17 protein-coding genes are annotated in these 26,289 nt (G+C 53.0%); 12 read left to right on the top strand and 5 right to left on the bottom strand.

What is annotated here, in order from left to right:
* The first annotated feature begins 63 nt into the window (after positions 1–63).
* Both fadI and fadJ read left to right on the top strand, forming a co-directional pair.
* Positions 64–1,374, top strand: coding sequence for an acetyl-CoA C-acyltransferase FadI (gene fadI / locus IDSA_RS01970; RefSeq protein WP_034773826.1), 1,311 nt, complete (start codon positions 64–66; stop codon positions 1,372–1,374).
* Positions 1,374–3,515, top strand: coding sequence for a fatty acid oxidation complex subunit alpha FadJ (gene fadJ, locus IDSA_RS01975; protein ID WP_034773827.1), 2,142 nt, complete (start codon positions 1,374–1,376; stop codon positions 3,513–3,515). Before fadI ends, fadJ begins: the two co-directional genes overlap by 1 nt.
* On the opposite strand, the gene IDSA_RS01980 is transcribed toward fadJ, so the two are convergent.
* From IDSA_RS01980 to nadK, 5 genes are all read right to left on the bottom strand, one after another.
* Complete coding sequence (locus IDSA_RS01980; protein ID WP_051986006.1) at positions 3,512–6,112, bottom strand: EAL domain-containing protein; 2,601 nt, start codon at positions 6,110–6,112, stop codon at positions 3,512–3,514. The genes fadJ and IDSA_RS01980 overlap by 4 nt on opposite strands.
* Positions 6,113–6,248: 136 nt before the next feature.
* Positions 6,249–9,005, bottom strand: coding sequence for an insulinase family protein (locus IDSA_RS01985; RefSeq protein WP_051986007.1), 2,757 nt, complete (start codon positions 9,003–9,005; stop codon positions 6,249–6,251).
* A gap of 62 nt (positions 9,006–9,067) precedes the next feature.
* On the bottom strand, positions 9,068–9,418 hold the full coding sequence (locus tag IDSA_RS01990; protein ID WP_034773828.1) for an outer membrane protein assembly factor BamE: 351 nt from the start codon (positions 9,416–9,418) through the stop codon (positions 9,068–9,070).
* Positions 9,419–9,539: 121 nt separating this feature from the next.
* The gene (gene recN / locus IDSA_RS01995; protein WP_034773829.1) at positions 9,540–11,222 is read right to left on the bottom strand and encodes a DNA repair protein RecN; all 1,683 of its coding nucleotides are present in this window, start codon (positions 11,220–11,222) and stop codon (positions 9,540–9,542) included.
* Positions 11,223–11,316: 94 nt separating this feature from the next.
* Positions 11,317–12,207: an NAD(+) kinase gene (nadK, locus tag IDSA_RS02000; protein ID WP_034773830.1), complete on the bottom strand. Its 891-nt coding sequence runs from the start codon at positions 12,205–12,207 to the stop codon at positions 11,317–11,319.
* 137 nt (positions 12,208–12,344) lie between these two features.
* On the opposite strand from nadK, the gene grpE reads away from it, so the two are divergent.
* From grpE to carA, 10 genes are all read left to right on the top strand, one after another.
* Positions 12,345–12,962, top strand: a complete 618-nt coding sequence (gene grpE, locus IDSA_RS02005) for a nucleotide exchange factor GrpE (RefSeq protein ID WP_034773831.1) — start codon at positions 12,345–12,347, stop codon at positions 12,960–12,962.
* Between the two features lie 149 nt (positions 12,963–13,111).
* On the top strand, positions 13,112–16,078 hold the full coding sequence (locus IDSA_RS02010; protein ID WP_034773832.1) for a TonB-dependent receptor domain-containing protein: 2,967 nt from the start codon (positions 13,112–13,114) through the stop codon (positions 16,076–16,078).
* Positions 16,079–16,154: 76 nt separating this feature from the next.
* Positions 16,155–16,943 carry a hypothetical protein gene (locus IDSA_RS02015; RefSeq protein WP_034773833.1) on the top strand — a complete coding sequence of 263 codons (789 nt, stop codon included), beginning with the start codon at positions 16,155–16,157 and terminating at the stop codon, positions 16,941–16,943.
* Positions 16,944–16,971: 28 nt separating this feature from the next.
* Positions 16,972–18,594, top strand: coding sequence for a tryptophan halogenase family protein (locus IDSA_RS02020; protein WP_051986008.1), 1,623 nt, complete (start codon positions 16,972–16,974; stop codon positions 18,592–18,594).
* Positions 18,595–18,761: 167 nt separating this feature from the next.
* Entirely contained in the window at positions 18,762–20,681 is a 1,920-nt protein-coding gene (dnaK, locus tag IDSA_RS02025; RefSeq protein WP_034773834.1) for a molecular chaperone DnaK, read from the top strand.
* A gap of 98 nt (positions 20,682–20,779) precedes the next feature.
* The gene (gene dnaJ, locus IDSA_RS02030; protein ID WP_034773835.1) at positions 20,780–21,922 is read left to right on the top strand and encodes a molecular chaperone DnaJ; all 1,143 of its coding nucleotides are present in this window, start codon (positions 20,780–20,782) and stop codon (positions 21,920–21,922) included.
* Positions 21,923–21,957: 35 nt separating this feature from the next.
* Entirely contained in the window at positions 21,958–22,776 is an 819-nt protein-coding gene (locus IDSA_RS02035) for a M48 family metallopeptidase (protein ID WP_034773836.1), read from the top strand.
* 104 nt (positions 22,777–22,880) lie between these two features.
* Positions 22,881–24,152, top strand: a complete 1,272-nt coding sequence (locus tag IDSA_RS02040) for a dicarboxylate/amino acid:cation symporter (protein WP_034773837.1) — start codon at positions 22,881–22,883, stop codon at positions 24,150–24,152.
* Positions 24,149–24,943: a 4-hydroxy-tetrahydrodipicolinate reductase gene (gene dapB, locus IDSA_RS02045; RefSeq protein ID WP_034773838.1), complete on the top strand. Its 795-nt coding sequence runs from the start codon at positions 24,149–24,151 to the stop codon at positions 24,941–24,943. The genes IDSA_RS02040 and dapB overlap by 4 nt, the downstream gene beginning before the upstream one ends.
* A gap of 190 nt (positions 24,944–25,133) precedes the next feature.
* Positions 25,134–26,285, top strand: coding sequence for a glutamine-hydrolyzing carbamoyl-phosphate synthase small subunit (carA, locus tag IDSA_RS02050; RefSeq protein WP_051986009.1), 1,152 nt, complete (start codon positions 25,134–25,136; stop codon positions 26,283–26,285).
* The last annotated feature ends 4 nt before the right edge of the window (positions 26,286–26,289 follow it).

The following is a 26,289-nucleotide window of genomic DNA, read 5'->3' on the forward strand; positions in this document are numbered from 1 at the left end:
TGTGAGGTCAGACCAGATTAGCAATCCTGAGCTCACCGCGCTTCATCGACAGAGGGTTTATTCATGGCAGCAAGACAGCAGCTGACAACCGCAAAAGGTGATCGCATCGCGATCGTGGCAGGGTTACGCACCCCGTTTGCTAAGCAGGCCAGTTATTTCCACGGCGTTCCGGCGCTGGATATGGGCAAGATGGTGGTACAGGAGTTACTGAATCGTTACAGCCTGGATCCGGCTGAGGTTGAACTACTGGTATATGGCCAGGTTGTGCAGATGCCTTCGGCGCCGAATATTGCGCGCGAAATTGTGCTGGGTACCAGCTTGCCAGTGAGTACCGATGCCTACAGCGTAACCCGGGCCTGTGCGACCAGTTTTCAGACTCCGGTGAATATTCTTGAGAGCATGCTGGCGGGAAACATCTCCGTGGGTATCGCTGGCGGCGCTGATTCTTCCTCCGTACTGCCCATTACCGTAACCCGCAAACTGGCCCGGGCCCTGGTTGATTTAAACAGGGCGCGCAGCCTTGGTGAGCGCTGGTCGATTATCCGTAAGCTGCGCCCTGGTGATTTAAAGCCGGTGCCGCCGGCGATAGCCGAATACAGTACGGGTATGACCATGGGCGATACCGCCGAACAAATGGCCAAAACCCACAATATCAGTCGCGCCGATCAGGATGCGCTGGCACATCGTTCACACACCCTGGCACATGAAGCCTGGGAAGCCGAAAAGCTGAATGACGAAGTGATGACTGCGTACGCTGAACCTTTTAAAGACTTTTTACGGCGCGATAACACCATTCGCGGCGATAGCAAGATCGATGGCTATGCCAAGTTGCGGCCGGCGTTTGACCGCAAACACGGCTCTGTTACCGCGGCTAACAGTACGCCGCTCACCGATGGGGCGTCGGCGCTGCTGATGATGACCGAGAGTAAGGCGAAAGCCCTGGGTTACGAGGTGCTGGGCTATATCCGCAGTTATGCGTTCAGCGCCATAGGCGTTGAGAAGGATATGCTGATGGGGCCGTCGTTTGCCACGCCGATAGCGCTGGACCGGGCCGGTATGAAGCTCAGCGATCTGGATTTGATTGATATGCATGAAGCCTTCGCGGCGCAAACCCTGGCCAATATTAAGATGTTCGCCAGCAAGAAGTTCGCCCAAGAAAAACTTGGCCGCAGCGAAGCTATTGGCGAAATTGATATGGACAAATTTAATGTGCTGGGCGGCTCTATCGCGTACGGCCATCCGTTTGCCGCCACTGGCGCGCGGATGATTACCCAGACGCTGCGCGAACTGCAGCGCCGGGGCGGTGGTACCGCATTAACGACTGCCTGTGCAGCTGGTGGTTTAGGTGCAGCAATGATTCTGGAGAGCAACTGATGAGCGAAGCAAAAAAAGATAAGAAGGCCTTTACGCTGGAAATTCGCGAAGACCAGATCGCTGTGGTGCACATTGACGTACCCGGCGAGTCAATGAATACGCTGAAGGCTTCGTTTGCTGATGAAGTGAGCAGCGTGCTGAACCGGATTGAACAGCAAGACGATCTGAAAGGGATTGTCATTATCAGCGATAAGCCAGGCTCTTTTGTCGCCGGCGCTGATATCAGCATGATTAACGAATGTGAAACCGCTGGGGACGCAGAGAGTCTGGCCCGTCAGGGGCAGGCGATGTTCGATCGTATTGAGCAGATGCAGATCCCTGTGGTGGCAGCCATTGACGGTGCTTGCCTGGGTGGCGGTCTGGAACTGGCGCTGGCGTGTCACTACCGGATTTGCACCGATTCAGATAAAACCAAGCTGGGTTTGCCGGAAGTTAAACTGGGCTTGTTACCGGGTTCCGGTGGCACCCAGCGGTTGCCACGACTGATTGGCATTCAGAATGCCTTACCACTGATTCTGACCGGCAAGGAACTGCGGCCGAAACAGGCGAAAAAACAAGGCATAGTCGATGATGTGGTGCCGGCCAGTATCTTGCTGGATGTCGCCGTTAAACAGGCGCTGTCCGGGAAGGCACGGATCAAACGGGCGAAGAAATCCTTCTTTAATACAGTGCTGGAAGGTACCGGCCCGACCCGCGCGATTATCTTTAAGAAAGCCCGTGAAAAGGCCCAGGATAAAGCGCAGGGTAACTATCCGGCAATTGATAAGATCATTGATACCATCGAGCATGGTGCAGATGAGGGATTTTCTTCAGGTCTTGAGTACGAAGCCAAACAATTTGGTGAACTCGCAATGACCAGAGAATCGGAAAACCTGCGTCGGATATTTTTTGCCACCACGGCAATTAAGAAAGAAACCGGTGCGCAAAGTGATGACGTGAAGCCGGCACCAGTGGAACGCGTCGGTGTGTTAGGCGGCGGCCTGATGGGCGGCGGCATTGCTTATGTTACCGCAGCTAAGGCTGGTATTCCGGCGCGGATTAAGGATATTCAGGAGCAGGGCATTGTGCATGCCATGAAGTACAGCTATGACATCCTGAACAAGAAGGTGAAGCGCGGTCATATGCAGCGCAGCGAACTGGAAAAGACCATGTTGCGGTTAAGTGGCGCGCTCGACTATTCAGGCTTTGATCGTGCTGATGTGGTGATCGAGGCGGTATTTGAGGATCTCAAACTGAAACAGCAAATGGTGTCGGATATTGAAGCCACCGCTGGCGATCAGGTTATTTTCGCAACCAATACCTCAAGCTTGCCGATCACCAAAATCGCGGCTGAAGCTAAGCGCCCGGAAAACGTTATCGGACTACACTATTTCTCACCGGTGGACAAAATGCCGCTGGCGGAAATCATCACCCATGACGGGACTTCAGATCAGACTATCGCCACCACCGTGGGGCTTGCGAAAAAACAAGGCAAGACGCCGATCGTGGTTAAAGATGGCGCTGGTTTTTACGTCAACCGTATCCTGGCGCCATACATGAATGAAGCCGCGCGCCTTGCGTTAAGCGGCGAGCCAATTGATACCATAGATAAAGCGCTGGTTAAATTTGGCTTTCCGGTCGGGCCGATGAAGTTAATGGACGAAGTGGGCATTGATATTGCGGCGAAAGTGGCGCCGATCATGGCCGATGAGCTGGGCGATCGGTTCAAAGCGCCGGATGCCTTCAGCAAATTGCTGGATGATGAACGTAAGGGTAAGAAGAATAAAAAAGGATTTTACGATTACAGCGGAAAAAATCCGGGTAAAGTTGTCGATGAAAGTGTTTATAGTCTGCTCGATATCAAGCCCGACGCCAAACTGGGTAAAGCGGAGATCGCTCAGCGCACGGTCATGCTGATGTTAAATGAAGCAGCGTATTGCCTGGGTGAAGGAATTATCCGTAGCGCCCGGGATGGGGATATCGGTGCTATTTACGGTATCGGCTTCCCACCGTTCCGTGGCGGTCCGTTCAGCTATATGGACAGCCTTGGTATAAGCGAAGTGGTGGAACAGCTGAAGCGTTACGTCGGGGAGCATGGTGAACGTTATGAGCCAGCACCCTTGCTGGTAGAAATGGCTGAACAGAACCGTACGTTTTACTAATTCAGTAAGGTATTGGCTGGCGCATGATGCGACGTAATAGGCGTCGCAATATGTGCCAGAAACTGGTCCCGGCCCAGGGGTTGCGCAAACAGGAAGCCCTGGGCAAATTCACATTCCATAGACCTCAGGGTTGATGCCTGATCCCGATCAACAACCCCTTCCGCGACCACATCAAGCCCGAGGTTATGGGCCATAGCAACTATTGAAGCCACCATATTGCGGTCACGATCGGCACCATTGATATCGTCGATAAAAGCTTTGTCGATTTTCAGTGTCTGAATTGGGAAACGTTTCAGGTAGGCCAGCGAAGAATAGCCGGTACCAAAGTCATCCAGCGCCAGATGAATACCGCAGTTGTGCAGTTCAGTCATGATTTCTATCGCGCGCTCGGGATCGTCCATAACCACGCCTTCGGTGATCTCAAGTTCCAGTCGCTCTGGTGCCAGTTTGGCCTCATTCAGTATATCCATGATGCGCTGGGTCAGATCGGGCTGTAAAAACTGCTTAGCCGACAGATTGACGGCTACGCGGCCCTGTACCAGACCGGCATTCACCCATTCGTGCATATCGCGGCAGGTCTGCCGCAATACGCGCTCGCCGACTTCAATAATCAGACCGGTTTCTTCTGCCAGCGGAATAAAATCCGACGGGCTGATAATACCGACGCCGGGGATATCCAGCCGCACCAAGGCTTCCAGACCGACAAACTTATGGGTGCGCAGCGATACTTTAGGCTGATAGTGTACCTGCAGATGATTGTTGCGCAGCGCATGACGAAGCTGATTTTCCAGCTGCAGGCGGCGCACTGCGTTGCGGCTCATGGATTCGTTGAAAAACTGGTAGCCGTTGCCACCGCGATTTTTGGCATGGTACATCGCCGTATCGGCATTCTGTAGCAGTTCCTGGGACGACTGGCCATCACTGGGGTAGGCGACGATACCGATGGAACTGCTGACCACAATATCATGGCCGGCGATGTGGAAGGGCTCGTTCAGGTTCTCCAGAATGCGTTTGGCAGCGGAGGTGATAACCCGGACATCATTGGTATCTTCAAGCAGCAGAATAAATTCATCCCCGCCAAGGCGGAAAAAAGTATCCTGCGGGCGGCCCACTTCGGCGGCGCGCTCGGCCACATGAAGTAGAAGCTGGTCACCAATTTCGTGGCCCAGGGAGTCGTTAATCTTTTTAAAGTCATCAAGATCGAACAACAGCATGGCATGCTGAATGCGTTTGCGTACCAAGTTGGAATGACTGACCTGGAAATAAGAGCGATTGGGTAAACCGGTCAGGGTATCGGTGTTGGATAACCGCCGTAGTTCGCGCTCCGCGTTCTTACGTTCGGTGATGTCTGAGAAGGTGGCCACATAGTGCAGAACCTGTTCGGCGTCATCGCGTATGGCATCGATGGTCAGTTCAATCTGATAACCCGTTCCGTCTTTGCGCAGATCTTCCATCTCACCGTGCCAGCTGCCGTGCTGCTGAATGGTCTGCTTAACCTGGTTAATAAACTCGGGGCTATACAGGGTAAACTGCAACGGCCGCCCCAGCATGTCTTCGCGGGAGTAACCGGTTATACGTGAAAACGACTGGTTGGTTTCAATAACATTATACTGACTGTCGTAGATACAGACGCCATCAGAGATATTAGTTATTGAAGCGGCGAGCATCTTCAGTCGTTCTTCAGCGGTCACCAACGGCGTGATGTCTTTGAGGGTCCCGGTCATGCGCAGCGGTTGTTGCTGAACGTCACGGGCGACAATCTTGCCGCGGTCAAGCACCCATATCCAGCCATCGTCACTGGCCACCCGGTAGGTTATTTCATAATGCTCGGTTTCACCGGCAAGATAGTTGCGCAGTGCCTTTTGCACTTTCTTCAGATCCAGCGGATGAATATTTGACGCCTGGCCTTTTTCACCGGCGCGAATACGATCCTGGGGAAATTCGGCCAGCTGTCGCCAGCTATTATGGCGATGCAGGATTTCACCGCGGACATCCCAGTCCCACAACTGGTCACCACTGCCCCAAAGGCTAAGCTTCAGACGTTCTTCACTGTCAGTGAGCTGGTCAATGGCTTTCTGCTTGGCGCGCACCATCAGGCCAATAGCAAAAATAATCGCCAATGCCAGTAAGATATAAGCCGTAACGGCCCATGGCGACAGCCAGGCCGGTGCGGCAACGCTGAGATTCAGGCTGCGACGGCCAAGCCAGTTCTGGCCATCTGTTGAAGCTTCGACCATAAACCTGAAGTCGCCAAACCCCAGGTTGGTATAGGTAGCACGGCGATAATCAGCATCGGTATAAATCCAGTCGTTATCGAAACCGTCCAGCTTATACCGATAATAAAGGCGCTGGGCTTGCGGAGCGTAGGGAGCGCCGAATTCAATGGTGAAGGGAACTTGTTGATTTGGTAAATAGAGGGTATCTGAATTATACAGCTGGGGCCGGTTACGGGTGTCAAGCTGGGAGGCATTTACTGGTTGATTAGCAAGTCGCAGGGTAATGAGTTCAACCTGCCAGTCAGCGTTTTGCGCTATAGCTTGGGGGCTTACACTCAGGGACAGAAAGGCCGCCAGAACCAGACCGTATAGTCTGAACAACCTGTTCCGGAAACGACAATTGGTATCCAGCCCTCCAGAGCACTTTGGTATTGAGTGCACGCAAATCCCCGCGTTATGGCTGCTTGTTTATGTACAGCTCTTATATTTGTTATCGTTGTGTACAAAGTTAAACAATTCAGCGGGTTCTGTCAAAGCTCTTCGGGCTTGCTGTAAGCACTAGTTGATCGTTAGTAGTTTGTAAGAAATCCAGTAAAAATTGCAGCAACTGCTTCTGTGGCCAACTGTCGATGGCCGTGGCAAGTTGATTTAATCTTTGGAATTCAGCATCCTGCTGAATAATCGAGCTCCAGAGCCGCTGACTGCGCAGACGCAGATTGGCATCCGGCTCGGTTAGCTGTTGCGACAAAGCGCGCTGGGCCTGGGGTAGTTCAGCCGGGAGAATTGCTGGCAATTGCTCGCAGAAACGTCCGATAAATTGCCTTATTTCAAGCTGAAGGGCGTCGCTGTCGTGGGTTCCCGATTGCACGTACAACAACAGGTGCGGGTACTGCTGTAATGGCAAATAGGTCGCGCCGACCATGTAGCCAAGCTGGCGCTCGGTGCGCAGCTCGGTAAAGATGCGGGGGCCGATGATATGATTCAGTAGCATGATCGCTGCCTGGCTGGCGACCGAACTGTCGGTGGTCTGAAACAGCCAAAGCGCCGCATGGTCACTATGTTGGGTGGTCATCTGTGCAGCGACGGGCCAGTTGCTTGACTGCCGCGCCTCACGCAGCAGTAAGGGTTTGAGATCAGGCGCTGATCGCTCAGCCAGGGCGGGTAGCCACTGTTGTAACTGAAGCGTCAGTTGCTGCGCCTGAGCGCTAATCAGGTCACCATGGGTCAGTACGTTGGCCTGAACCTCGCTAAATAGTTGCTGCCGCCATTGTTCAAAATCACTGAAAGTGGCCGCTTCCATCGCGTCGGCCAGAGTCTGTGTGTCATAGGTGTAGGGCTGCAATAGCACATTCAGCCGCGCAAATAACAGATTCAGTGGTTTGTTGGCCAGCGCAGAGCGCCAGTTCGAAGCCAGTTTTTGCCGTAAGTCATCCCAGCGCTCCGGATCGAAGGTCGCCTTGCTACAGGCCGCAAAGATATTTTCCGTAAGGCGGGGGATACCCGCTGAGTAGCCGCTGGTATGTATGGTAATACCGCGCTGCTGCGGATAGATATTGAAGTGCAGGCCAGCGATCTCGGCGTCATAGCAACTTTCATTTAGCTTATCGATCATCAGTTCACACCACAGGCGGGCCTGCGCATAGTCGCGGGCAGAGGCGGTGGCGTTGGGCAGGCTCAGCTGGCAGTAAACATGCGCTTTGGGCGCGCGAAAGTCGGGGTCCTGCAGATGCCAGTGATGGATTCCGGCAGCCGATGACGAATACTGCGGGTTTGCGCCCTTAGCGTCAGATTCCAATGGCTGTGGCTGCTGTACCTCACGCAGGTATGGATTTGCTGAAGGCAACTGAGCCTGACTGTGTTCCGCCCGGGCTGCCATGCGCTGCTGACGTTGGCTGCTAATGGCATGCAGTTGGTAATCGGTGCCGTAAATGGGCTCATGCTCAATGGTGGCGACATCACGATGAATCACGGTCAGTCGCATATTGGCCGGCACCATCAGACTAAGTAATTCATGGGCACGCTGGTGATTCAGACCTTCCATCCGGTAGTCGCCGTAAATCAGGTCTGACACCGGGTAATGATGCATGTTAATCGCCAACTGTGGGGCGATATCACTGGTGCGTGAAGGCTCCTGAAAGTTAAAGGCGTTGCGCACGCTGACCTGCCGCTCCTGATAACGCCAGTCTTGTAGTCCCCGCTCGCGAATGAGGTCAATATAGGCGAAAACTTCACGGACTACGTCGTCAACGCGCTGTAACCCGGTATCCGTGAGCTGCATGTTGATATTGAAATCTTTGAAGTTACTACCGCTGATGCCGCCGCCCGCGGCGAGGCTATTAATCAGGTGTTGCCGGTGCAGCACGCTGTAAAGGCTACCCGGGCCTTCGTAGCCAAGCAGATGGGCAATAAAGCTGGTCGTCTTACAGGCGTAATCAGCGTCAATGCCGGGTAGGGCAAAGGCCATAATCAGGCGCCGAGCCTCTTTAATCGGCCGGACATGAAGTTCAACTCCGACTTGTTCTGGCAAATATAAGGGTTCGCTAACCGGCTGCCGGCGACCACCCCGATTTTCAATTGAGTTGCCATGACGCTGCGCCATCTCGGCCAGTTCGGCCAGGGATTGGGGGCCAGCTAGCACCAGGGTCATGCGTTCAGCGTGATACCATCGGGTAAAAAAGTCCTGCAGCAGACTTTGCAGTGATTGCTGTCGCTCGACTTTAAGGGTCGACAGGTTACCTACTGAAAACTTGGAGAACGGATGCGCTGGGTTGGATGTGGCTTTGTGGACCTGGTACAGGCGGCGCAGTTCGTCCCGGCGCTTTAACTGAAATTCCGACTCAACTGAGAGCAGTTCCTTATCGATCCATTCCGGCGTAAACAATGGTTCATAAAAAAATCGCATAAAGCGATCAAGGGCCGCTTCAAAATGAGTGGGGTCAATGCTGAAGTAATAACTACTGAACTCGGTGCCGGTCCAGGCATTATGGTGGCCACCGTGCTGACTCATAAAAGTCTGATAGGCAGCCGCCTCGGGGTAAGTCCGGGTGCCCAGGAATAGCATATGTTCAAGAAAATGGGCTAAACCATGAGCGTCATCGGGATCCTGGAAGTGACCAGCGGCGACGGCGAGTGCAGCCGTACTCTGGCTGGCCTGGCTATCATGAATAAGAGTGCAACGAAGCCCGTTGTCCAGAGTCAGAGTGCGATAGTCACGCTGATCTGTCGGGCTTTTAATTATCAGAGAGGTAAAATCCTGGCTGCTGCCTGATTCCATAACGCTCCTCAGCGATATTCATTCAAAATGATGTAGAGGCGCGCTGGCACAGCAGTCTGCTGTTACTGATCCAGCGGGGTATCAAAATTCTCCGGACGATCAAAATCTCCCTCGTAGGATATCAGACGATCGTCTTCAAAGCGTAGCACAACTGAGCGGCTGTAGCTTTCGCCGGAACCCGCGTTCATGTCAAAAATGTAGTACCAGATGTCATCGCGAAACGGATTTTCTGCAACTGGTGCGCCAAGCACGAAATCAACTTGTTCTTTGGTCATGCCCACACGTAACCGGTCTATATCACGCTGTTCCAGATAATTCCCTTGCGGTACATCGATCTGGTAGACCAGCTTATTATAAACAGAACATCCGCTGAGGATGAGCATCAGACTACCGGCAATAATTAATTTTTTCATAGCACCCGCTGTTAAATACGATTTATTCTGAATCAGAAACTCTGACGATGATAAACAAAGCTGTCAGCAAAGACCAGCCTCGCCGGAGATATCGACCGGTAATTTGTCATTAAGTTCGTATTTAACCAACCGCCAGCAATTCTTCGGCATTGGCTTTGGTTGCCGCCGTAATCTGGTCACCGCCAAGCAGCCGGGCCAATTCAATTACCCGTTCGCCCTGATCAAGGGAGATCATATGGGTTTCAGTGCTCTCGCCATCAGTGACTTTATCAACCCGTAACTGATGATTTGCTTTGGCCGCAACCTGGGGTAAATGGGTGACGCAAATAACCTGATTAGTCACCCCGAGCTGCCGCAACAGTTTACCTACAGTGGCTGCTGTGCCGCCACTGACGCCGACATCCACTTCGTCAAACATCAGCGTGGGTGTAGTCAGCTGACTGGCGGTTATGACCTGAATCGCCAGACTAATCCGTGACAATTCACCACCCGACGCAATCTTGGCCAGCGGTTGCAGGGGCTGGCCCGGGTTGGTGGTAACATTAAAGCTGACTTCGTCGGTGCCGAGTCGGGTCGCCGGCGCTTGGCTTTGATGCGTTACTTCGATGACGAAACGTCCATGAGGCATGTTCAGTTGGCGCATTGAATCAGCGATACGGTCGCTAAGTTCACTGGCAGCTTTGATCCTGCTCGCTGACAGCTTTGCGGCGGCCTTGCGATAGCTTTCAGCGGCTGCTGCAACCCGCTCGCCACTGTTCTGTGAGGCCTCTTCATGCGCCGCTAATGAATCCAGTTCGGCTTGCAACTGACGGTGATGCCCGGCCAGCTGGTCAGGCTCGAGCTGATGTTTACGGGCAAGTTTAATTGCCTGGGTGACGCGTTGCTCGGTGAGCTGCAACTGCTCGTCATCCAGTTCGATTTGATCCTGGTATTGGCGCAGCTCACGTGCGGCCTCTTCGAGCTGGACGCTGGCTTCGCGCATAAGGCGTACGGCCGGCTCAAGCTGAGGGTCGACATCCAGTTGCTGCTCGAGTCGGGTCAGGGCGCTCTGCAATAAGCTATAGGCATTATTATGTTCGCCATCGTAAAGGGCATTCAGCGCAAAGCTGGAGTCTTCAGACAGCGCCGCGCTGTTACTCAGGCGCCGGTGTTGCAGTTCGAGCTCCTGATACTCGCCCTCGGCGAGCGCAAATTCATTGAGTTCAGCCACCTGATAGTTCAGCAACTGAGCGCGCGCCGCGGTTTCTTCCTGCTGCTGCTGTAGTTGCTTCTGCTCTTTACGCAGCTGATACCAGCTGCGGTAAGCGGTTTCTGTTTGCTGCAGTAAATCCTGATGGCGGGCGTAGGCATCAAGCAAGGCTAACTGATGGTCATTGCGGGTGAGCAACTGATGTTCATGCTGGCCGTGGATGTTAACCAGTAACGGAGCCAGTTCCCGCAGTTGGGTAACAGTAACCGGATAGCCGTTAATCCAGGCCTTTGAGCGGCCCTCACGGGTAATCAGGCGACGTAATACACAGAGGCCATCATCGCCGTCTTCATCCTGGAGGTATTCCTGTTGCCGCAGCCATAGCAGCGCCTGGCTGTCGGCAGCTAAACCGAATGAGGCGGTGACTTCCGCTTTCGTGGCCTGGGCCCGTATGAGATCAGCATCAGCCCGGTCGCCAAGGCAAAGGCCGAGTGCATCAAGGGCGATTGATTTACCAGCGCCAGTTTCACCGGTGATAGCGGTCATGCCGTCGCTGAAGTCTACATCAAGACTGCGTACTACGGCCAGATTGCGGATCTGCATATGCACTAACATAAAGCACCCCTGTAAAAAATGTGATGAAAACCACTGTAGTTACATACAGTAGTTAAACAGCATTTACACAGTAATGCAAGGCGCAGGTAAAAAATTAAAACAGGCGGCTGCCCCAGCCCAGTTTGTTGCGTAATACGCGGTAATAACTGTGGTCCTGGGGATGCACCATACGCAGCAAATGCGGGTGCTTACTGATAACCACTTCATCACCCGGCTCAACGGTCATACGCACGTGGCCGTCACAACTGATCTGTAGCTTGTCGTTTTCGGACGGGGTACGCAGCCGTACCGTGCTATCCGCATCAATAACCAGCGGGCGGGCACTAAGGGCGTGGGGGAACATGGAAATCAGGCTGATAGCATTGAGACCGGGTGTGAGAATAGGCCCGCCACCAGAAAGCGAATAGGCGGTCGACCCCGTCGGCGTACTGACGATAAGGCCGTCCGAGCGCTGGCTGAAGGCAAATTCGTTATCGACAAAAACTTCAAACTCGATCATGTGAGCGACTTTGTCTGAGTGCAGCACCACCTCGTTGATAGCCCGGCCGACATCGACATGCTCACCATCGCGATAGATTTCGGCCTGCACCAGGAAGCGGTTTTCAACCTGGTAGTTGCCCGCGAGTACAGCCTGCAACTGGCTGCAGACGTGGTCCGGGTCAAGATCAGTGAGAAAACCAAGGTTGCCGCGATTGACTCCAATCACCGCGATCTGGGCTTCGCAAAGCGCCCGCGCGGCGCCCAGCATATTGCCGTCACCACCTACTACCACGGCGAGGTCGGCGTGCTCACCGAGACAATCTAGCGGTTGGAGCTTGGCTTTAGTAGAATTCAGCTGCTCCGCGGTGCGGGATTCAATAGTCAGTTCAATGTCCTGCTCCAGCAGCATCTGCTCAAGTTTTTGCAGTGTCTTGCGGGTTGCTTCGTGATTTATTTTTCCAACTAATGCAACCCGGCGAAACGGTGGTCGGAGGGTATCGGTCATAATTTTTCCTGATTTTTGTAACTTTACTGCCTTGAATCGATCGCAGTCGTCCCCATAACAAAGCACAGAGCGTTAATCCAAATTTATATCAGAACAGATCCTGACTGATTTGTGAACTTAATAAAGAGTATGCCTACATGACTAAACATGATTCAACAGCTACAGATAAAGAACAGCCAAAAGATAATACCCAGGAACAGCCGGAAGACACGACGCAGCAAGATGCAGCAACCGATGCAGCTGCTGAGAATCCGGAAACCGATGCGCAGGATGCCGACGCGGTAGCGGAACTGGAGCTGACATTAAGCCAGGCCGAGCAGCGCGCGGGTGAAGCCAACGAACGGGCGGTACGAGCCGTGGCAGAGATGGAGAATATCCGGCGCCGGGCGGCGGCTGACGTTGAGAAAGCGCACAAGTTCGCGCTGGAAAAATTTGCCGGCGAACTGCTGACGACTGTTGATAACCTGGAGCGCGCGCTGGAAGTTTCGAAGCAACAGGGTGAAGACGTTAATCAGAACTTCCTCGAAGGTATCGAGTTAACCTATAAAGGCTTACTGAGCACCTTACGTAAGTTTGGCGTCGAAGCTGTGGGTGAGCCAGGCGAACCCTTTAACCCGGACCTGCATCAGGCGATGGCGATGCAGGAGGCACCGGATCAGGACAACAATACGATTCTGGCGGTAATGCAAAAAGGCTATACCCTGAGCGGTCGCTTGTTGCGTCCGGCTATGGTGATGGTAGTGAAAAACAGTTGAAGTAGCTGTTGACATTGAAAAAATAAAGTAAATTTTTGATTGTAATCCCTGAAAGATTAATTAATATCAGATTGGAAGGACGGCCTCAGCGAACCTGAACGGACCAGTTCTGGACATAATAATATAATAAATCTAAAGGGCTTATAATCATGTTTGATTCTTCACTACTCACTAAGCGTAGTCCGCTGGCCATAGCTATTGGCTGCGTCTTCGCGGGCAGTATCTTTACTGCCCATGCTCAGGAAGAAGGTACAGATAACCAGCAAGCCGAAGAAAAACCGCAAGAGAAAATTACCGTACTGGGTTCACGGATCCGTACGGACGGCTTGGATAAATCCTCTCCGGTTGAAATTATCAGTGCCAGTGAAGCAGTTGGCCAGGGCCTGGTCACTTTAGGCGATCTGTTGCGGACGTCAACTGTTGCTGCTGGTGCAAACCAGGTCACTGCAGCCACCTCTACTGCCTTTGTAACCGAAGGCGGTACCGGTACTGAAACACTTTCATTACGCGGTCTGGGTGCGAACCGTACCCTGGTATTGTTGAACGGTCGTCGGATTGGTCCTGCGGGTACGCGCGGTCAGGTTTCCGCTTTCGATCTGAACATTATGCCGTTGTCGGCAGTTGAGCGCGTTGAAATCCTTAAAGATGGTGCGTCATCACTTTACGGTTCAGACGCTGTTGCCGGGGTGGTAAACATCATCACGAAACAGGGCGATGAAAGTAACTTTACCGTGAACACCAGTATGCCAATGGATTCTGGTGGCGAAACCGTCCGCTTAAGCGGCACCTTTGGCCGTAGCTATAGTAAAGGCTCTTTCCGGGTAGTCGGTGACTACCAACGGCAGAATGAACTGGCTAACGGCGATCGTGATTTCTTCGATTGCGGACAAAACTACGTATTTGATCCGGACTCCGGCGAGCGCGCCGATATAGTGGATCCGCGTACGGGTGATTTCCACTGTGATGATTTGCTGTGGGGCCATGTCTGGATTTACGACTATGCGCCAGATTCTAACGTACCCCCGGGTGCGCTGGCCCAGTATGATTATGACGGCAACCTTGACCAGTACGTTCCAACCTTCAATGAAACTGCTGACGATCCTTTTGATATGCGCACACCTAATGGCTGGCATCCGGTCGCTTATGACCGCGAGTCTTATGGTGTCGCCAATGCGGATCATCCGTTCCAGGATCTGGAAAGCTTGTCTCCGGAGCAGGAAATCGGCACGGTATTTGGCCAGGGCGAGCTCTGGGTTTCTGACACGGCCACTATGTATGGTGAAGTGCTGCTGAACCGCCGGAAGACGACCACCAATGGTTACCGTCAGTTCTGGAGCTACATCTACAACGAAAACTTCTTTGCTGGCAGTGATTTGAGTGAAGGATGGACTGGTGCGCAGTGGCTGAGCCCGACTCCGATTACTGATCATTCCGGTAGCGAAATTACCGTTGATTACCGTCGCTTTGTCGCTGGTGTTGAAGGTGTGCTGGGTGATTACGACTGGGATATCTCAATTCAGGACAGCCGCAGCGACGGCGATTACCGGACTAAAGTTATTTTTGCTGATGCCATTTACGACAATAACTTCTCTACAGGTTCGTGTGAAGGTACGCAAAGTTCCGTCCGCGGTGTTGATTGTGTTGACGTGCCCTGGTTAGATCCGCAGTTCCTGGCTGGTAATATTACCGGCGACGTACGCGACTTCCTGTTTGGTGAGGAAGAAGGGAATACCGTCTACGATCAGATGACCATCGAAGGTATTATCTCCGGACCAGTAATGGAGCTGCCAGCAGGTATGCTGAGCATGGCGTTTGGCGCCTCATTCCAGCAGGATGAAATCGTCGATACCCCGGGCGAAACAACGCTCGCAGGTAACTCATGGGGCAGTACCTCTGCTGGTATCACCGAAGGTAAGTCGAACACCCGCGCCGTTTTTGGTGAGTTGCAAATCCCCGTGTTACGGGATGCTCCGTTCGCCGAGCGACTGGAGTTCAGCGTATCTGGACGTTATACCGACGTATCGACCTATGGTAGTGATACAACGTACAAAGCGAGCCTTAACTGGCTGATTAATAATGGTGTCCGGGTTCGTGCTTCCCGCGGTACCTCATTCCGTTCGCCAGCGCTTTATGAGCTGTTCCTGAATGATCAGTCCAGCTTTACCAGTCAGCGCGCAGTGGATCCATGTATTAACTGGGGAACTGCCCTGTCGCAAAACCGTATCTCTGAGCAGGTAGCAGAGAACTGTCAGGCTGACGGCATTCCTGCCGACTACCCGGGTGCAGCAATTTCAGCTACGGTATTTACCGGTGGCGGCGCGGGTCAGTTAGAAGCAGAAACATCCACGGCTGAAACCTTCGGTATAGTCTGGTTACCTGAGTTCACTGACTTCAGTATGAGTGTCGATTACTTCAATATTGAAATCGATGGCGAAGTCACGCTGTTAAGCGCGGGCCAAATCGTTGGTGGATGTTACGCCTCTGAGAACTTCGCTACAGATCCGCTTTGTGACCAGTTCTTCCGGAACGACGTTGATCTTCGGGTCGAGGAAATTCAGGGTAATTACCTGAACGTTGCCAAGCAGATAAACCGTGGTATTGATGTTCAGTTAAACTATCCGTTCAGCACCGATTTTGCTGAGTTTAATGCGAACTATGAGCATACAATTCAGCTCGAAGCAGCGCGTAAACTGTTGCCAACCAGTGAACTCATTGATCGTGTAGGTGAGTTCGGACGGCCGAAGCACGTCGGTAACTTCACGTTAGCGATGATGCGGGATGACTGGACTTTCAACTGGACCGCCCGTTATATCGGCGAAGTTTCAAACCATGAGCGCTTTGGCCTTGGTGAATATCGCGATGATGCGACCCTGTTTGGTGATCCGGTTATCGTGAAGTTGGACAGCGATCCAGTTATTTATCATGCATTCTCTGCAACCCGTGACTTCGAAACAGAAGGTCTGAGTGTCACTCTGGGTGTAGCCAACGCGTTTGATAAAGAGCCACCTAAAGTCAGCTCGATTGGCGGAGTTACCCGCATGGGTAATGCAGCCTTCTACAGTCAATATGACTGGCTGGGCCGGCGGGTATTCCTGAACGTGTCCTACTCGTTCTGATACCTTTAGCTCGTATGATGAAAAATGCCGACGTTTTGTCGGCATTTTATTTTCCAATGTGGAGAGTTGTAATCCCATGCCACGTGTAATTGCCAAGCAAGATACATTGAATGAGTTAAATAAGAACTATCAGCAAACCGAGCTCAAGGCTCCGGTATTTTTAAATTCTGTACCTAAATGTGGTACGCATCTGCTGCGTAATATTTTCCGGATGTTTGTTCCGGTGGCGCAGCAGTATCATGAAACCTTTATTCAGATCCCGGTACTACAACAGCATTTATCTGCCTTTAATCCGGCGCACCCCAGGCTTAGCTGGGGGCATCTGTTGTTTTCGGATACCTCCGCAATGGCCTTACACCAGGCCCGTCATCTGGTCATCGTGCGTGACCCTTATGACTGGGTATTGGCGCGCGCCCGATTCTTTCTGTCGGATAATTTTCAGGGCAGCATGGAGAATCTCAAAAGCGGTCGGGTGACCATTGAGGAAGTGCTGAATATGATGATATTTGGTATCTACCAGAAGGCGCCGACGCTGAATGAGATATACACCCATAATGCGGTAGCCTGGTTGGGAACCGGGATCCAGCTGGTGCGCTACGAAGAGGTGATTAAACATCTGAAAGCGCTGGACGAGCCGGCTGCAGAAGTTTATTTTACTGATTTACTGCGGCCGCTTGGTCTTGACCGCTTGCCGGACGACTGGCGGGAGCGGGTGCGGGTTGGCTCGGATCGGGAGCAAAGCGGAACTTACCGCGATAACCTGAAGAACACAGCTTTTGAGATACCCGCCGAGCTGCCTGACGCGCAGAAAGAGTTAGTGGAATATGCCGCCCCCGGGCTGCGTCGCTTGCTGGGTTATTTTTAATAATAATAAAAACATTATCTGGTGATTCATGAAAAAACGGAAACTCCTTATTGTCGGCGGTGGATCTGCCGGCTGGATGGCAGCCGCCTATCTCAATGGCGCGCTGAATGAGCGTGGTGATAAGCCACGGGTTGAGATCGTTTTATTAGAATCACCGGATACGCCACGGATCTCCGTCGGCGAGGCGACCATCCCTTCAATGCGGCATTTACTGGCGGTAGTGGGCGTTGATGAGATGGAATTTATGCGGGCAACCGACGCTACTTTTAAGCAATCCATCAAATACGTTAACTGGGTGGACAAAGACGACTCGTTTTATCACCACCCGTTTTCCAGTATGCGGGTGCAGCCAATCGATCGGGCGGGGCGCAACTGGCTTGAAAGCGACCGCAGCATTCCCTTTATGGAAACCTGTTCAGCCCAGCCAATTATCTGCGAGTGGGCCCTGTCGCCGCTGATGCTGGGCCGCTGGGATATGGGCGCGCGATTTAACTATGCCTATCATATGAACGCGCAGAAGTTTGCCGATTATTTGCGTGATTTCTCGGTCGCTCGGGGCGTGAAGCACATTATGGCCAATATGGTGGATGTTAAAACCCATGCCAACGGTTTTATCGAGTCGGTAACCACCGATAAAGGCGAGCAGATTAGTGCGGATCTCTTCGTTGATTCTACTGGCTTCCGGGCCAAGCTGATTGAAGAGCAAATGGGCGTGGATTTTGAAGATTGCTCGCAGTACCTGCTGTGTGACCGGGCCGTCACCATGCATATCCCTTATGATCGTTTTTATCCGGGCATGGTGCGTCCTTACACCACGGCAACCGCGTTATCCAACGGTTGGATCTGGGATATCCCCATGCAAAACCAGCGTTCGGTCGGTTATGTTCACTCCAGCGCCTTTATTGATAAAGAAGCAGCAGAGCGCGAGATGCGCGCATACCAGGGCCCGGGTTGTGAAGATTTACCCTGTCGCTTTGTGCCGTTCAAAGTTGGGCGGCGGCGCCAAACCTGGTCGGGCAACTGTATCGCTATCGGCCTGGCGGGTGGTTTCATTGAGCCGCTGGAGTCAACAGGGCTTTATCTGAGCGATTTAGGTGCGGTACTACTGGCCGAGCACTTCCCTTGGCAGGATGAGGGTATGGAAGCCCTGGCAACGCGCTACAATCGTCTGATGGCGAACCGCTTCTATGAGATCCTGGATTTTATTAATATGCACTACTGTCTGACCCGGCGAACGGATACTGAGTTCTGGCGCACTGTGCAACAGCCGGAGCACATTACTGACAGGCTGCAGGCTAAGCTCGAATTCTGGAAGATTAAACCTCCCACCTCCCATGATTTCCAGGATCAATGGTTCCCGGGCATGGCCAGCGCGCCAACGAGCCCGCACGCCGGCGATCCCCGGCCACCGGTTGACACGGGTGGTTTGTGGAATCACGAAAGTTACGAATGTATTTTATACGGTATGGACTTTTTGCGGGAAGAGTCGGCGCGCTGGTTCGGTACTGACCGACCGCCTACTCAGGTACACCCGGCAATTATCCAGCGCCTGCAACTGGCTCGCCAGAAATTACCGCCCCATGCTCTGTGGCTGCAACGGGCGCTTGGTATGCCAGAGTACCAGGGCAAGGTTAAACCCGCCGGATGGTGATCGCCATCCGGTAAAAAATTCCGCTGGTCCCGCTTGTTTTTTCAATTCCCAACCCCATAAAGATGGCAACTCACGAAATAACCCTGCCTGGGGTGTTGAAATATTCATTTTCATACCCACATCAGGATTAACGAATTAGTTTTGTTTTACCAAGTTGGAGATAAATTATGGGTAAAATTATAGGAATTGACTTAGGTACCACCAACTCATGTGTTGCGGTATTAGATGGCGGTAAAGCCCGCGTAATTGAAAACGCTGAAGGCGACCGTACCACGCCATCAGTCGTAGCATTCACCGATGACGGTGAAATTCTGGTCGGTCAGCCGGCCAAGCGGCAGGCGGTAACCAACCCCAATAAAACCTTATTCGCGATCAAGCGCCTCATTGGCCGTCGCTTTAAAGATGAAGAAGTTCAGCGCGATATGGGCATTATGCCGTATAAAATCGTGGAAGCTGAAAACGGTGATGCCTGGGTAGAAATCAACGGTGACCGTAAGGCGCCACCACAGATTTCTGCGGAAATCCTGAAGAAAATGAAGAAAACCGCGGAAGATTTCCTCGGTGAGAAAGTAACCGAAGCCGTTATCACAGTACCTGCATACTTTAGCGATGCGCAGCGTCAGGCAACCAAAGATGCCGGTCGTATCGCTGGTCTGGAAGTAAAACGTATCATCAACGAGCCGACAGCGGCAGCGTTGGCCTACGGCATGGACAAGAAAAAAGGCGATAACGTTATTGCCGTTTATGACTTAGGTGGCGGTACTTTCGATATTTCAATTATTGAAATTGATGAAGTAGAAGGCGAGCACACTTTCGAAGTGCTGGCGACTAACGGTGATACCCACTTAGGTGGTGAAGACTTTGATAACCGTCTGATTAATTATCTGGTAGAGCAGTTCAATAAAGATCAGGGTATCGATCTGCGTAAAGATCCACTGGCGATGCAGCGTCTGAAAGAAGCTGCTGAAAAAGCCAAAATCGAATTATCTTCTGCCCAGCAGACCGAAGTGAACCTGCCGTATATCACTGCAGATAACACAGGTCCTAAGCACCTGGCGATTAAAGTAACCCGGGCCAAGCTGGAATCACTGGTTGAAGACCTGATTGAGAAGACTCTGGCACCGGTTAAGCAGGCGCTGAAAGATGCTGATCTGTCAGTTGGTGATATCCAGGATGTGATCATGGTCGGTGGCCAGACCCGTATGCCGAAAGTACAGGCCGCGGTAACTGACTTCTTCGGCCAGGAGCCGCGTCGTGATGTGAACCCGGATGAAGCTGTAGCGGTCGGCGCAGCGGTACAGGCCGGCGTACTGCAGGGTGATGTGAAAGACGTCCTGCTGCTTGATGTAACCCCGCTGTCGCTGGGTATCGAGACTATGGGTGGGGTGATGACCAAGCTCATCGACAAGAACACCACTATCCCGACCAAGCAGTCACAAACCTTCTCAACAGCCGATGATAATCAGTCTGCGGTAACCATTCACGCGCTGCAGGGTGAGCGGAAAAAAGCCAGCGAGAATAAGTCGCTGGGTCAGTTTAACCTGGAAGGCATTCGTCCGGCGCCACGCGGTGTACCGCAAATCGAAGTGACCTTCGATATTGATGCCGACGGTATTCTGCATGTATCTGCGAAAGATAAAGATACTGGTAAAGAGCAGAAGATCACCATCAAGGCCTCTTCTGGTCTGGATGAAGCTGAAGTTGAAAAAATGGTTCGTGATGCCGAAGCCCATGCTGAGGAAGATCTTAAGTTCGAAGAGATGGTGCAGGTGCGCAACCAGGCTGATGGCCTGATTCACGCAACCCGTAAACAGCTTGCTGAAGTTGGCGACAACCTTGAGGCGAGCGACAAAGAAAGCATCGAATCAGCGATAAGCGATCTGGAAGGCGCGATCAAAGCCAATGATAAGGACGAGATCGAAGCCAAGCAGCAGGCGCTGATTGAAGCTTCCGGCAAACTCATGGAAGCAGCCCAGCAACAGGCCCAACAGCAGTCTGACAGCGGCGAGAGCGCTGGCAGTAAGCAGGAAGGCGATGATGTTGTGGATGCTGAGTTTGAAGAAGTAAAAGACGAAGACAAAAAATAAGCGCACGCCCACCGGGTGTCGATAGTAAAAACGCACGGGGGTTGCCAGCAGGTGGCCTCCGTGTGTTTGTTTAAAGGGATAGCGGAAGACTCATAATTATGTCTAAACCAGATCTATATGAAGTGCTTGGTATCAGCAAAGATGCCAGCGAACGCGACATCAAAAAGGCCTATAAACGGCTGGCGATGAAATATCATCCGGACCGTACCAAAGGCGATAAAGACCTCGAACAAAAATTTCGTGAGGTCAAGCAGGCTTATGAAGTACTGATGGACCCGCAGAAACGATCGGCTTATGACCAGTATGGTCATGCGGCCTTTGATCAGGCTCAGGGCGGTTTTGGCGGTGGCGCCGGTGGTGCTGATTTCGCCGATATTTTTGGTGATGTGTTCGGTGACATTTTTGGCGGTGCCGGAGGCCGGCGTGGTCCCCAGCAAGCGCAGCGCGGGGCTGACCTGCGCTACAACCTTGAGTTATCGCTGGAAGATGCGGTCAGGGGCAAAGAAGTCGAGCTGAAAATACCCAAGCTCAGCACCTGTGAAGACTGTGATGGGGCTGGGTCGCGCAAAGGGAGTACGGCAGAGACCTGTAAGCACTGCCACGGTTCTGGTCAGATTCAGATGCGCCAGGGCTTCTTTGCCGTGCAGCAGCCGTGTCCCCATTGTCGTGGCCGTGGCAAAGTTATTAAAGACCCATGCCGCACCTGTCACGGTGAAGGGCGCGTCGAGCGCACCAAGACCTTGTCAGTGAAAATTCCGGCAGGGGTGGATACCGGTGATCGGATTCGCCTGAGTGGCGAAGGTGAGGCCGGCGAAATGGGCGCTCCATCAGGCGATCTCTATGTGCAGGTGCATGTGCGTGAGCACCGGATTTTCGCTCGCGACGGCAATAATCTATACTGCGAAGTACCACTGAGTTTCACGCATGCTGCGTTGGGTGGCGACATTGAAGTGCCGACACTTGAAGGGAAAGTGAAACTAAAAGTGCCGGCCGAGACTCAAACAGGTAAGCTGTTCCGTTTGCGGAACAAAGGTGTGCGTTCAGTTCGCACTGGTGCAGTCGGTGATTTGATCTGTAAGGTGGTTATAGAGACACCGGTCAACTTATCAGAAAGTCAGCGTGATCTGTTACGTGAATTAGATAAGTCCATGGGCACAGGTGATGAAGCAGCGCGGTATCGCCCGAAAGAGAAAGGTTTCTTCGACGGGGTACGCAAGTTTTTTGACGATTTGCGCGGCTAACGGCACGGAATGCTCTTACAGCAGGGGTTAGGCATATGCGAGTTTGGCAAAAGGTTACGGTTAGCTTAATTGGGGCCGCGGTGATAGTGGCCTGTAGTCAGTCACCCACGGGACGCAGTGCGCTACGCTTATTTTCCGGTAGCGAAATGGATCAACTGGGTGCACGGACCTATGCAGAAATTAAGAAAGAAGAAAAAATCAGTACCGACCGCCGTAAAATCGCGTATGTGCAGTGCGTGACCGATGATCTGGTTGCAGCCTTACCGGCTCCGTACAGCGGCAAGCGCTGGGAAGTCACCTTATTCGCCAACGATGAGGCCAACGCCTTTGCCCTGCCGGGAGAGAAAATCGGGGTCTACGAAGGTATGCTGGATGTCGCCAAAACCCGTGATCAGCTGGCGGCTGTTATCGGCCATGAGATCGGCCATGTGATTGCTGAGCATGGCAATGAGCGCATGTCGAGCCAGACTGCGGCGGGTATTGGCATGCAGCTGGGTGGCATTCTGGCGGCCAGTGAGTTTGACCAGGAAACTGTTGGTCTGGCCATGGCTGTGCTGGGTGCCGGTGTGCAGATAGGTATTCTACTGCCTTATTCACGCAGCCATGAAAGCGAAGCCGATCAGCTGGGCGTCGATTATATGGCCAAAGCGGGTTACGATCCGGCTGCGGCAGCAAAACTGTGGCGCAATATGGCCGCATCTAAAGGCGCGCAACCGCCAGAATTTTTGTCTACTCACCCGTCACCTCAATCGCGTATTCAGGCGCTTGAACGTTACGAGTCTCAGGCCATGCCTGTGTATAAGCAGACTATTGCCAGAAAAGGTCAGCCGGACTGTCAGCGCCCGTCATCCTGATTGGTTATAAGTCAGAAGCAAAGAGTCTAAATTAAAACGCCCACTTTGGTTAAAGTGGGCGTTTTCTTTTGGCCGCTTTCTTTTCGACGATAAGGTGACTACGGATGTTTCAGGCTTGGTTTGCGATTCCGTTCTGGCAACGGGTACTTGGTGGTTTTGTGCTGGGCGCATTGATCGGGGTTCTGGCTCCCGAGGTCGCGCAGGGGTTGCGGCCGCTAGGTACAGTGTTTATCAATGCACTGAAGATGTTAGTGGCACCACTTATTTTCTGTGCCATCGTCAGTGCTATCCTGCAGTTGCAGGGCAATTCCGGGGTGGAGGCGCTTGGCGCTAAAACCGTCGGTTTGTTTTTACTTACCGCGGTCATCGCCAGCGGTATCGGGTTGGCAGTTGGCAGCTTGCTTGATATTACGCCAACCGGCAATCTCATCGCCAGCGCTGATTATGTACCTAAGCAAGTACCCGGCGTGGTCGACGTATTTCTGAATTTCATTCCGACCAACCCCTTTGCCGCGCTAAGCCAGGGTAATATTCTGCAGATTGTGGTGTTCGCGGCGCTGGTTGGCATTGCCATTAATAAAGTCGGTGATACGGCCAAACCCCTTGGCGATACCCTGAAGGCCGGTGCGCAGGTCATGTACCGCATCACTAAGATGGTGCTGGAACTGACCCCCTTCGGCGTATTCGGCCTGATGGCCTGGGTCGTTGGTTATTATGGTCTTTCCAGCCTGTGGCCTTTGGCGGTGTTTATTGGCGCCATTTACCTGGCCTGTCTGATTCATATTCTGGTGGTGTACGGTAGCCTGGTGCGTTGGGGTGCCGGGATATCGCCCTGGTTCTTTTTTAAATCGGTGTTCGCCGCGCAGCTGGTTGCATTTACCACCTGCAGCAGCTTCGGCACCTTACCCGTGGCGCATCAGACAGTAACCGAAAAGCTGGGCGTGTCAAAGAAATATGCCGGCTTTGTGTTACCACTGGGCGCGACCATTAATATGGACGGCTGCGGCGGTATTTATCCGGCTATCGCGGCGATATTTATTGCCCAGCTTTACGGCATTCCGCTGGAATGGATGGACTATCTGTTGATTACGCTGACAGCCACGCTGGCGTCAGTGGGTACTGCCGGGGTGCCCGGAACTGCTATGGTCATGCTGACAGTGACGCTGAATGTGGTAGGCTTACCGTTAGAGGGTATTGCTTTTATTGCGGCCATCGATCGAATTATCGATATGATCCGCACTGCCACCAATGTTACCGGTGATATGGCTGTGGCAGTGGTGTTGGGTCGCGATTCAGAGACAGCGGATGATGCGGTAAGCGACAGTACCTTAAGCGACAATAGCCTAAGCGATAATGAACAGCGAGTAAGCTTATGATCAAAATTGGAGTGATTGGCGCTTCCGGGCGCATGGGGCAAAGCCTGTTAACGGCGGCAGAAGCGCACCCGCAGATGGAACCGGCAGCAGCGCTGGTGGGTATCGACTCGGTGCGACTGGGTCAGCCCACCAGCGGCGGCTTAACTTTTATGCATACCGATGACCTGATCCCGGATCAGGTCGATGTCCTGATTGACTTTTCATTACCTGAAGCCCTGGTCGCCAACCTTGCCGCGGCGCAGCGCTTGCAGGTGCCGATTGTGGTCTGCACCACCGGCCTGACGTCGGCACAACAGCAGTTGCTGGAACAGGCGGCCGCTACCATTCCGGTGCTTTATGCGGCCAATACCAGCGTTGGAGTCACGCTGCTGCAGCAATTGGTACAACTGGCCAGTTTCGCGTTGCCTGACGCCGACATTGAAATTATTGAGGCGCACCATCAGCATAAACGGGATGCGCCGTCAGGCACTGCGCTGGCGCTCGGTGAGAGTGCGGCGGCCGGGCGTAAGCAACAGCTGGCTGATGTGACCGCCGGCCTTCGCGGCAATGGTCGGCGGCGCCCGGGAAGTATAGGTTTTGCCAGTATCCGGGCGGCGGATATTGTTGGTGAGCACAGCGTGTTGCTGGCGCAAACCGGTGAGCGGCTGGAACTCAGCCACAAGGTCAGCGACCGCAGTGTGTTTGCCGCCGGCGCGTTACAGGCAGCCCGCTGGTTGTCGGAGCAGCCACCGGGACGTTACCGGATGGCCGATATGCTGGATCTGAAGCAGGCGCTGAAGGATATTCTCTAACCTGTAGCCGGGCTAAATTCGGCTGGACGAAAGCGCTGGTTTTGGCTACACTAGGACCAATTTGCCGGGATATTTTTCGGGCAAGCGAAAACGCGCACTCCAGAGGCTTTAAGCCTTACGCTGGTGCAAGGTAATCAACGGGGAAGTCATTTAAATGATTCACCCGTTTTTTTATGTACGGAGGTTAACCTTGAGTATTCTAGCGAGCCATGCAGCAAGTAGGGCGATACTCGTTCTTGCTGATGGTACTGTTTTTCACGGCACAGCGATCGGTGCCGGCGGTGCAGCAGTTGGTGAAGTTGTTTTTAATACCGCAATGACCGGTTATCAGGAAATTCTTACCGACCCCTCCTACGCTGAACAGATCGTCACTCTCACATACCCCCACATTGGCAATTACGGCACCACTCACGAAGACGACGAATCCAACCGGGTTTGGGCAAAAGGCCTGATCATCCGTGATATGTCGCTGAAAGCCAGTAATTTCCGGAGTGAGCAGTCGCTTACCGACTATCTGCGGCAGCGCAATGTGGTGGGGATTGCTGACATTGATACCCGTAAGCTGACCCGTCACCTGCGTGAACATGGCGCCCAGAACGGCTGTATCATGGCCGGTAATGTCGATGGCGAGCTGGATATAGATAAAGCGCTGCAACTGGCACGTGAGTGCCCTAGTCTGAAAGGACTGGATTTAGCCAAAGAAGTCAGCATTCGCCACCCTTGCGAGTGGACCGCCACCAGCTGGAAGCTGGGCGAAGGCTTCAGTGATGTAAAAGACCCGAAGTTTCATGTGGTCGCTTACGATTACGGCTTTAAACGCAATATCATGCGCATGCTGGCCGACCGCGGCTGCCGGATCACTATAGTCCCGGCGCAAATGCCAGCCAGCGAAGTGCTGGCGATGAAACCCGATGGGGTCTTCTTATCGAATGGTCCTGGCGATCCCGAGCCCTGCGACTACGCTATTAAAGCGACTCAGGAAATTATTGCGGCCAGGGTTCCGGTATTCGGAATTTGCCTGGGCCATCAGCTGCTCGCTTTAGCCAGCGGCGGGAAAACCGAAAAAATGAAATTTGGCCATCATGGTGCCAACCATCCGGTACTGGATATGGATAGTGGCCGCGTTATGATCACCTCGCAGAACCACGGTTTCGCGGTTGACGAAAGCAGTTTGCCAGGCAACCTGCGCATTACCCACAAGTCGCTGTTTGACGGTACCTTGCAGGGTATTCACCGCACCGATGCTGCTGCCTTTAGTTTTCAGGGCCATCCGGAAGCAAGTCCGGGGCCGAATGATGCAGCGCCGTTGTTCGATCATTTTATTGAATTAATGAGCCAGTAACACT

Source organism: Pseudidiomarina salinarum, assembly GCF_000753715.1.
Taxonomy (GTDB): Bacteria; Pseudomonadota; Gammaproteobacteria; order Enterobacterales; family Alteromonadaceae; genus Pseudidiomarina; species Pseudidiomarina salinarum.

Excerpts from the sequence above, each read along its gene's own strand:
- IDSA_RS02010 (WP_034773832.1), top strand. The coding sequence starts at position 13,112 with ATGTTTGATTCTTCACTACTCACTAAGCGTAGTCCGCTGGCCATAGCT.
- IDSA_RS01985 (WP_051986007.1), bottom strand. The coding sequence starts at position 9,005 with ATGGAATCAGGCAGCAGCCAGGATTTTACCTCTCTGATAATTAAAAGC.
- dapB (WP_034773838.1), top strand. The coding sequence starts at position 24,149 with ATGATCAAAATTGGAGTGATTGGCGCTTCCGGGCGCATGGGGCAAAGC.
- fadJ (WP_034773827.1), top strand. The coding sequence starts at position 1,374 with ATGAGCGAAGCAAAAAAAGATAAGAAGGCCTTTACGCTGGAAATTCGC.
- fadI (WP_034773826.1), top strand. The coding sequence starts at position 64 with ATGGCAGCAAGACAGCAGCTGACAACCGCAAAAGGTGATCGCATCGCG.
- grpE (WP_034773831.1), top strand. The coding sequence starts at position 12,345 with ATGACTAAACATGATTCAACAGCTACAGATAAAGAACAGCCAAAAGAT.
- dnaK (WP_034773834.1), top strand. The coding sequence starts at position 18,762 with ATGGGTAAAATTATAGGAATTGACTTAGGTACCACCAACTCATGTGTT.
- IDSA_RS02040 (WP_034773837.1), top strand. The coding sequence starts at position 22,881 with ATGTTTCAGGCTTGGTTTGCGATTCCGTTCTGGCAACGGGTACTTGGT.
- IDSA_RS02035 (WP_034773836.1), top strand. The coding sequence starts at position 21,958 with ATGCGAGTTTGGCAAAAGGTTACGGTTAGCTTAATTGGGGCCGCGGTG.
- IDSA_RS02015 (WP_034773833.1), top strand. The coding sequence starts at position 16,155 with ATGCCACGTGTAATTGCCAAGCAAGATACATTGAATGAGTTAAATAAG.
- nadK (WP_034773830.1), bottom strand. The coding sequence starts at position 12,207 with ATGACCGATACCCTCCGACCACCGTTTCGCCGGGTTGCATTAGTTGGA.
- IDSA_RS01990 (WP_034773828.1), bottom strand. The coding sequence starts at position 9,418 with ATGAAAAAATTAATTATTGCCGGTAGTCTGATGCTCATCCTCAGCGGA.
- dnaJ (WP_034773835.1), top strand. The coding sequence starts at position 20,780 with ATGTCTAAACCAGATCTATATGAAGTGCTTGGTATCAGCAAAGATGCC.
- recN (WP_034773829.1), bottom strand. The coding sequence starts at position 11,222 with ATGTTAGTGCATATGCAGATCCGCAATCTGGCCGTAGTACGCAGTCTT.
- IDSA_RS02020 (WP_051986008.1), top strand. The coding sequence starts at position 16,972 with ATGAAAAAACGGAAACTCCTTATTGTCGGCGGTGGATCTGCCGGCTGG.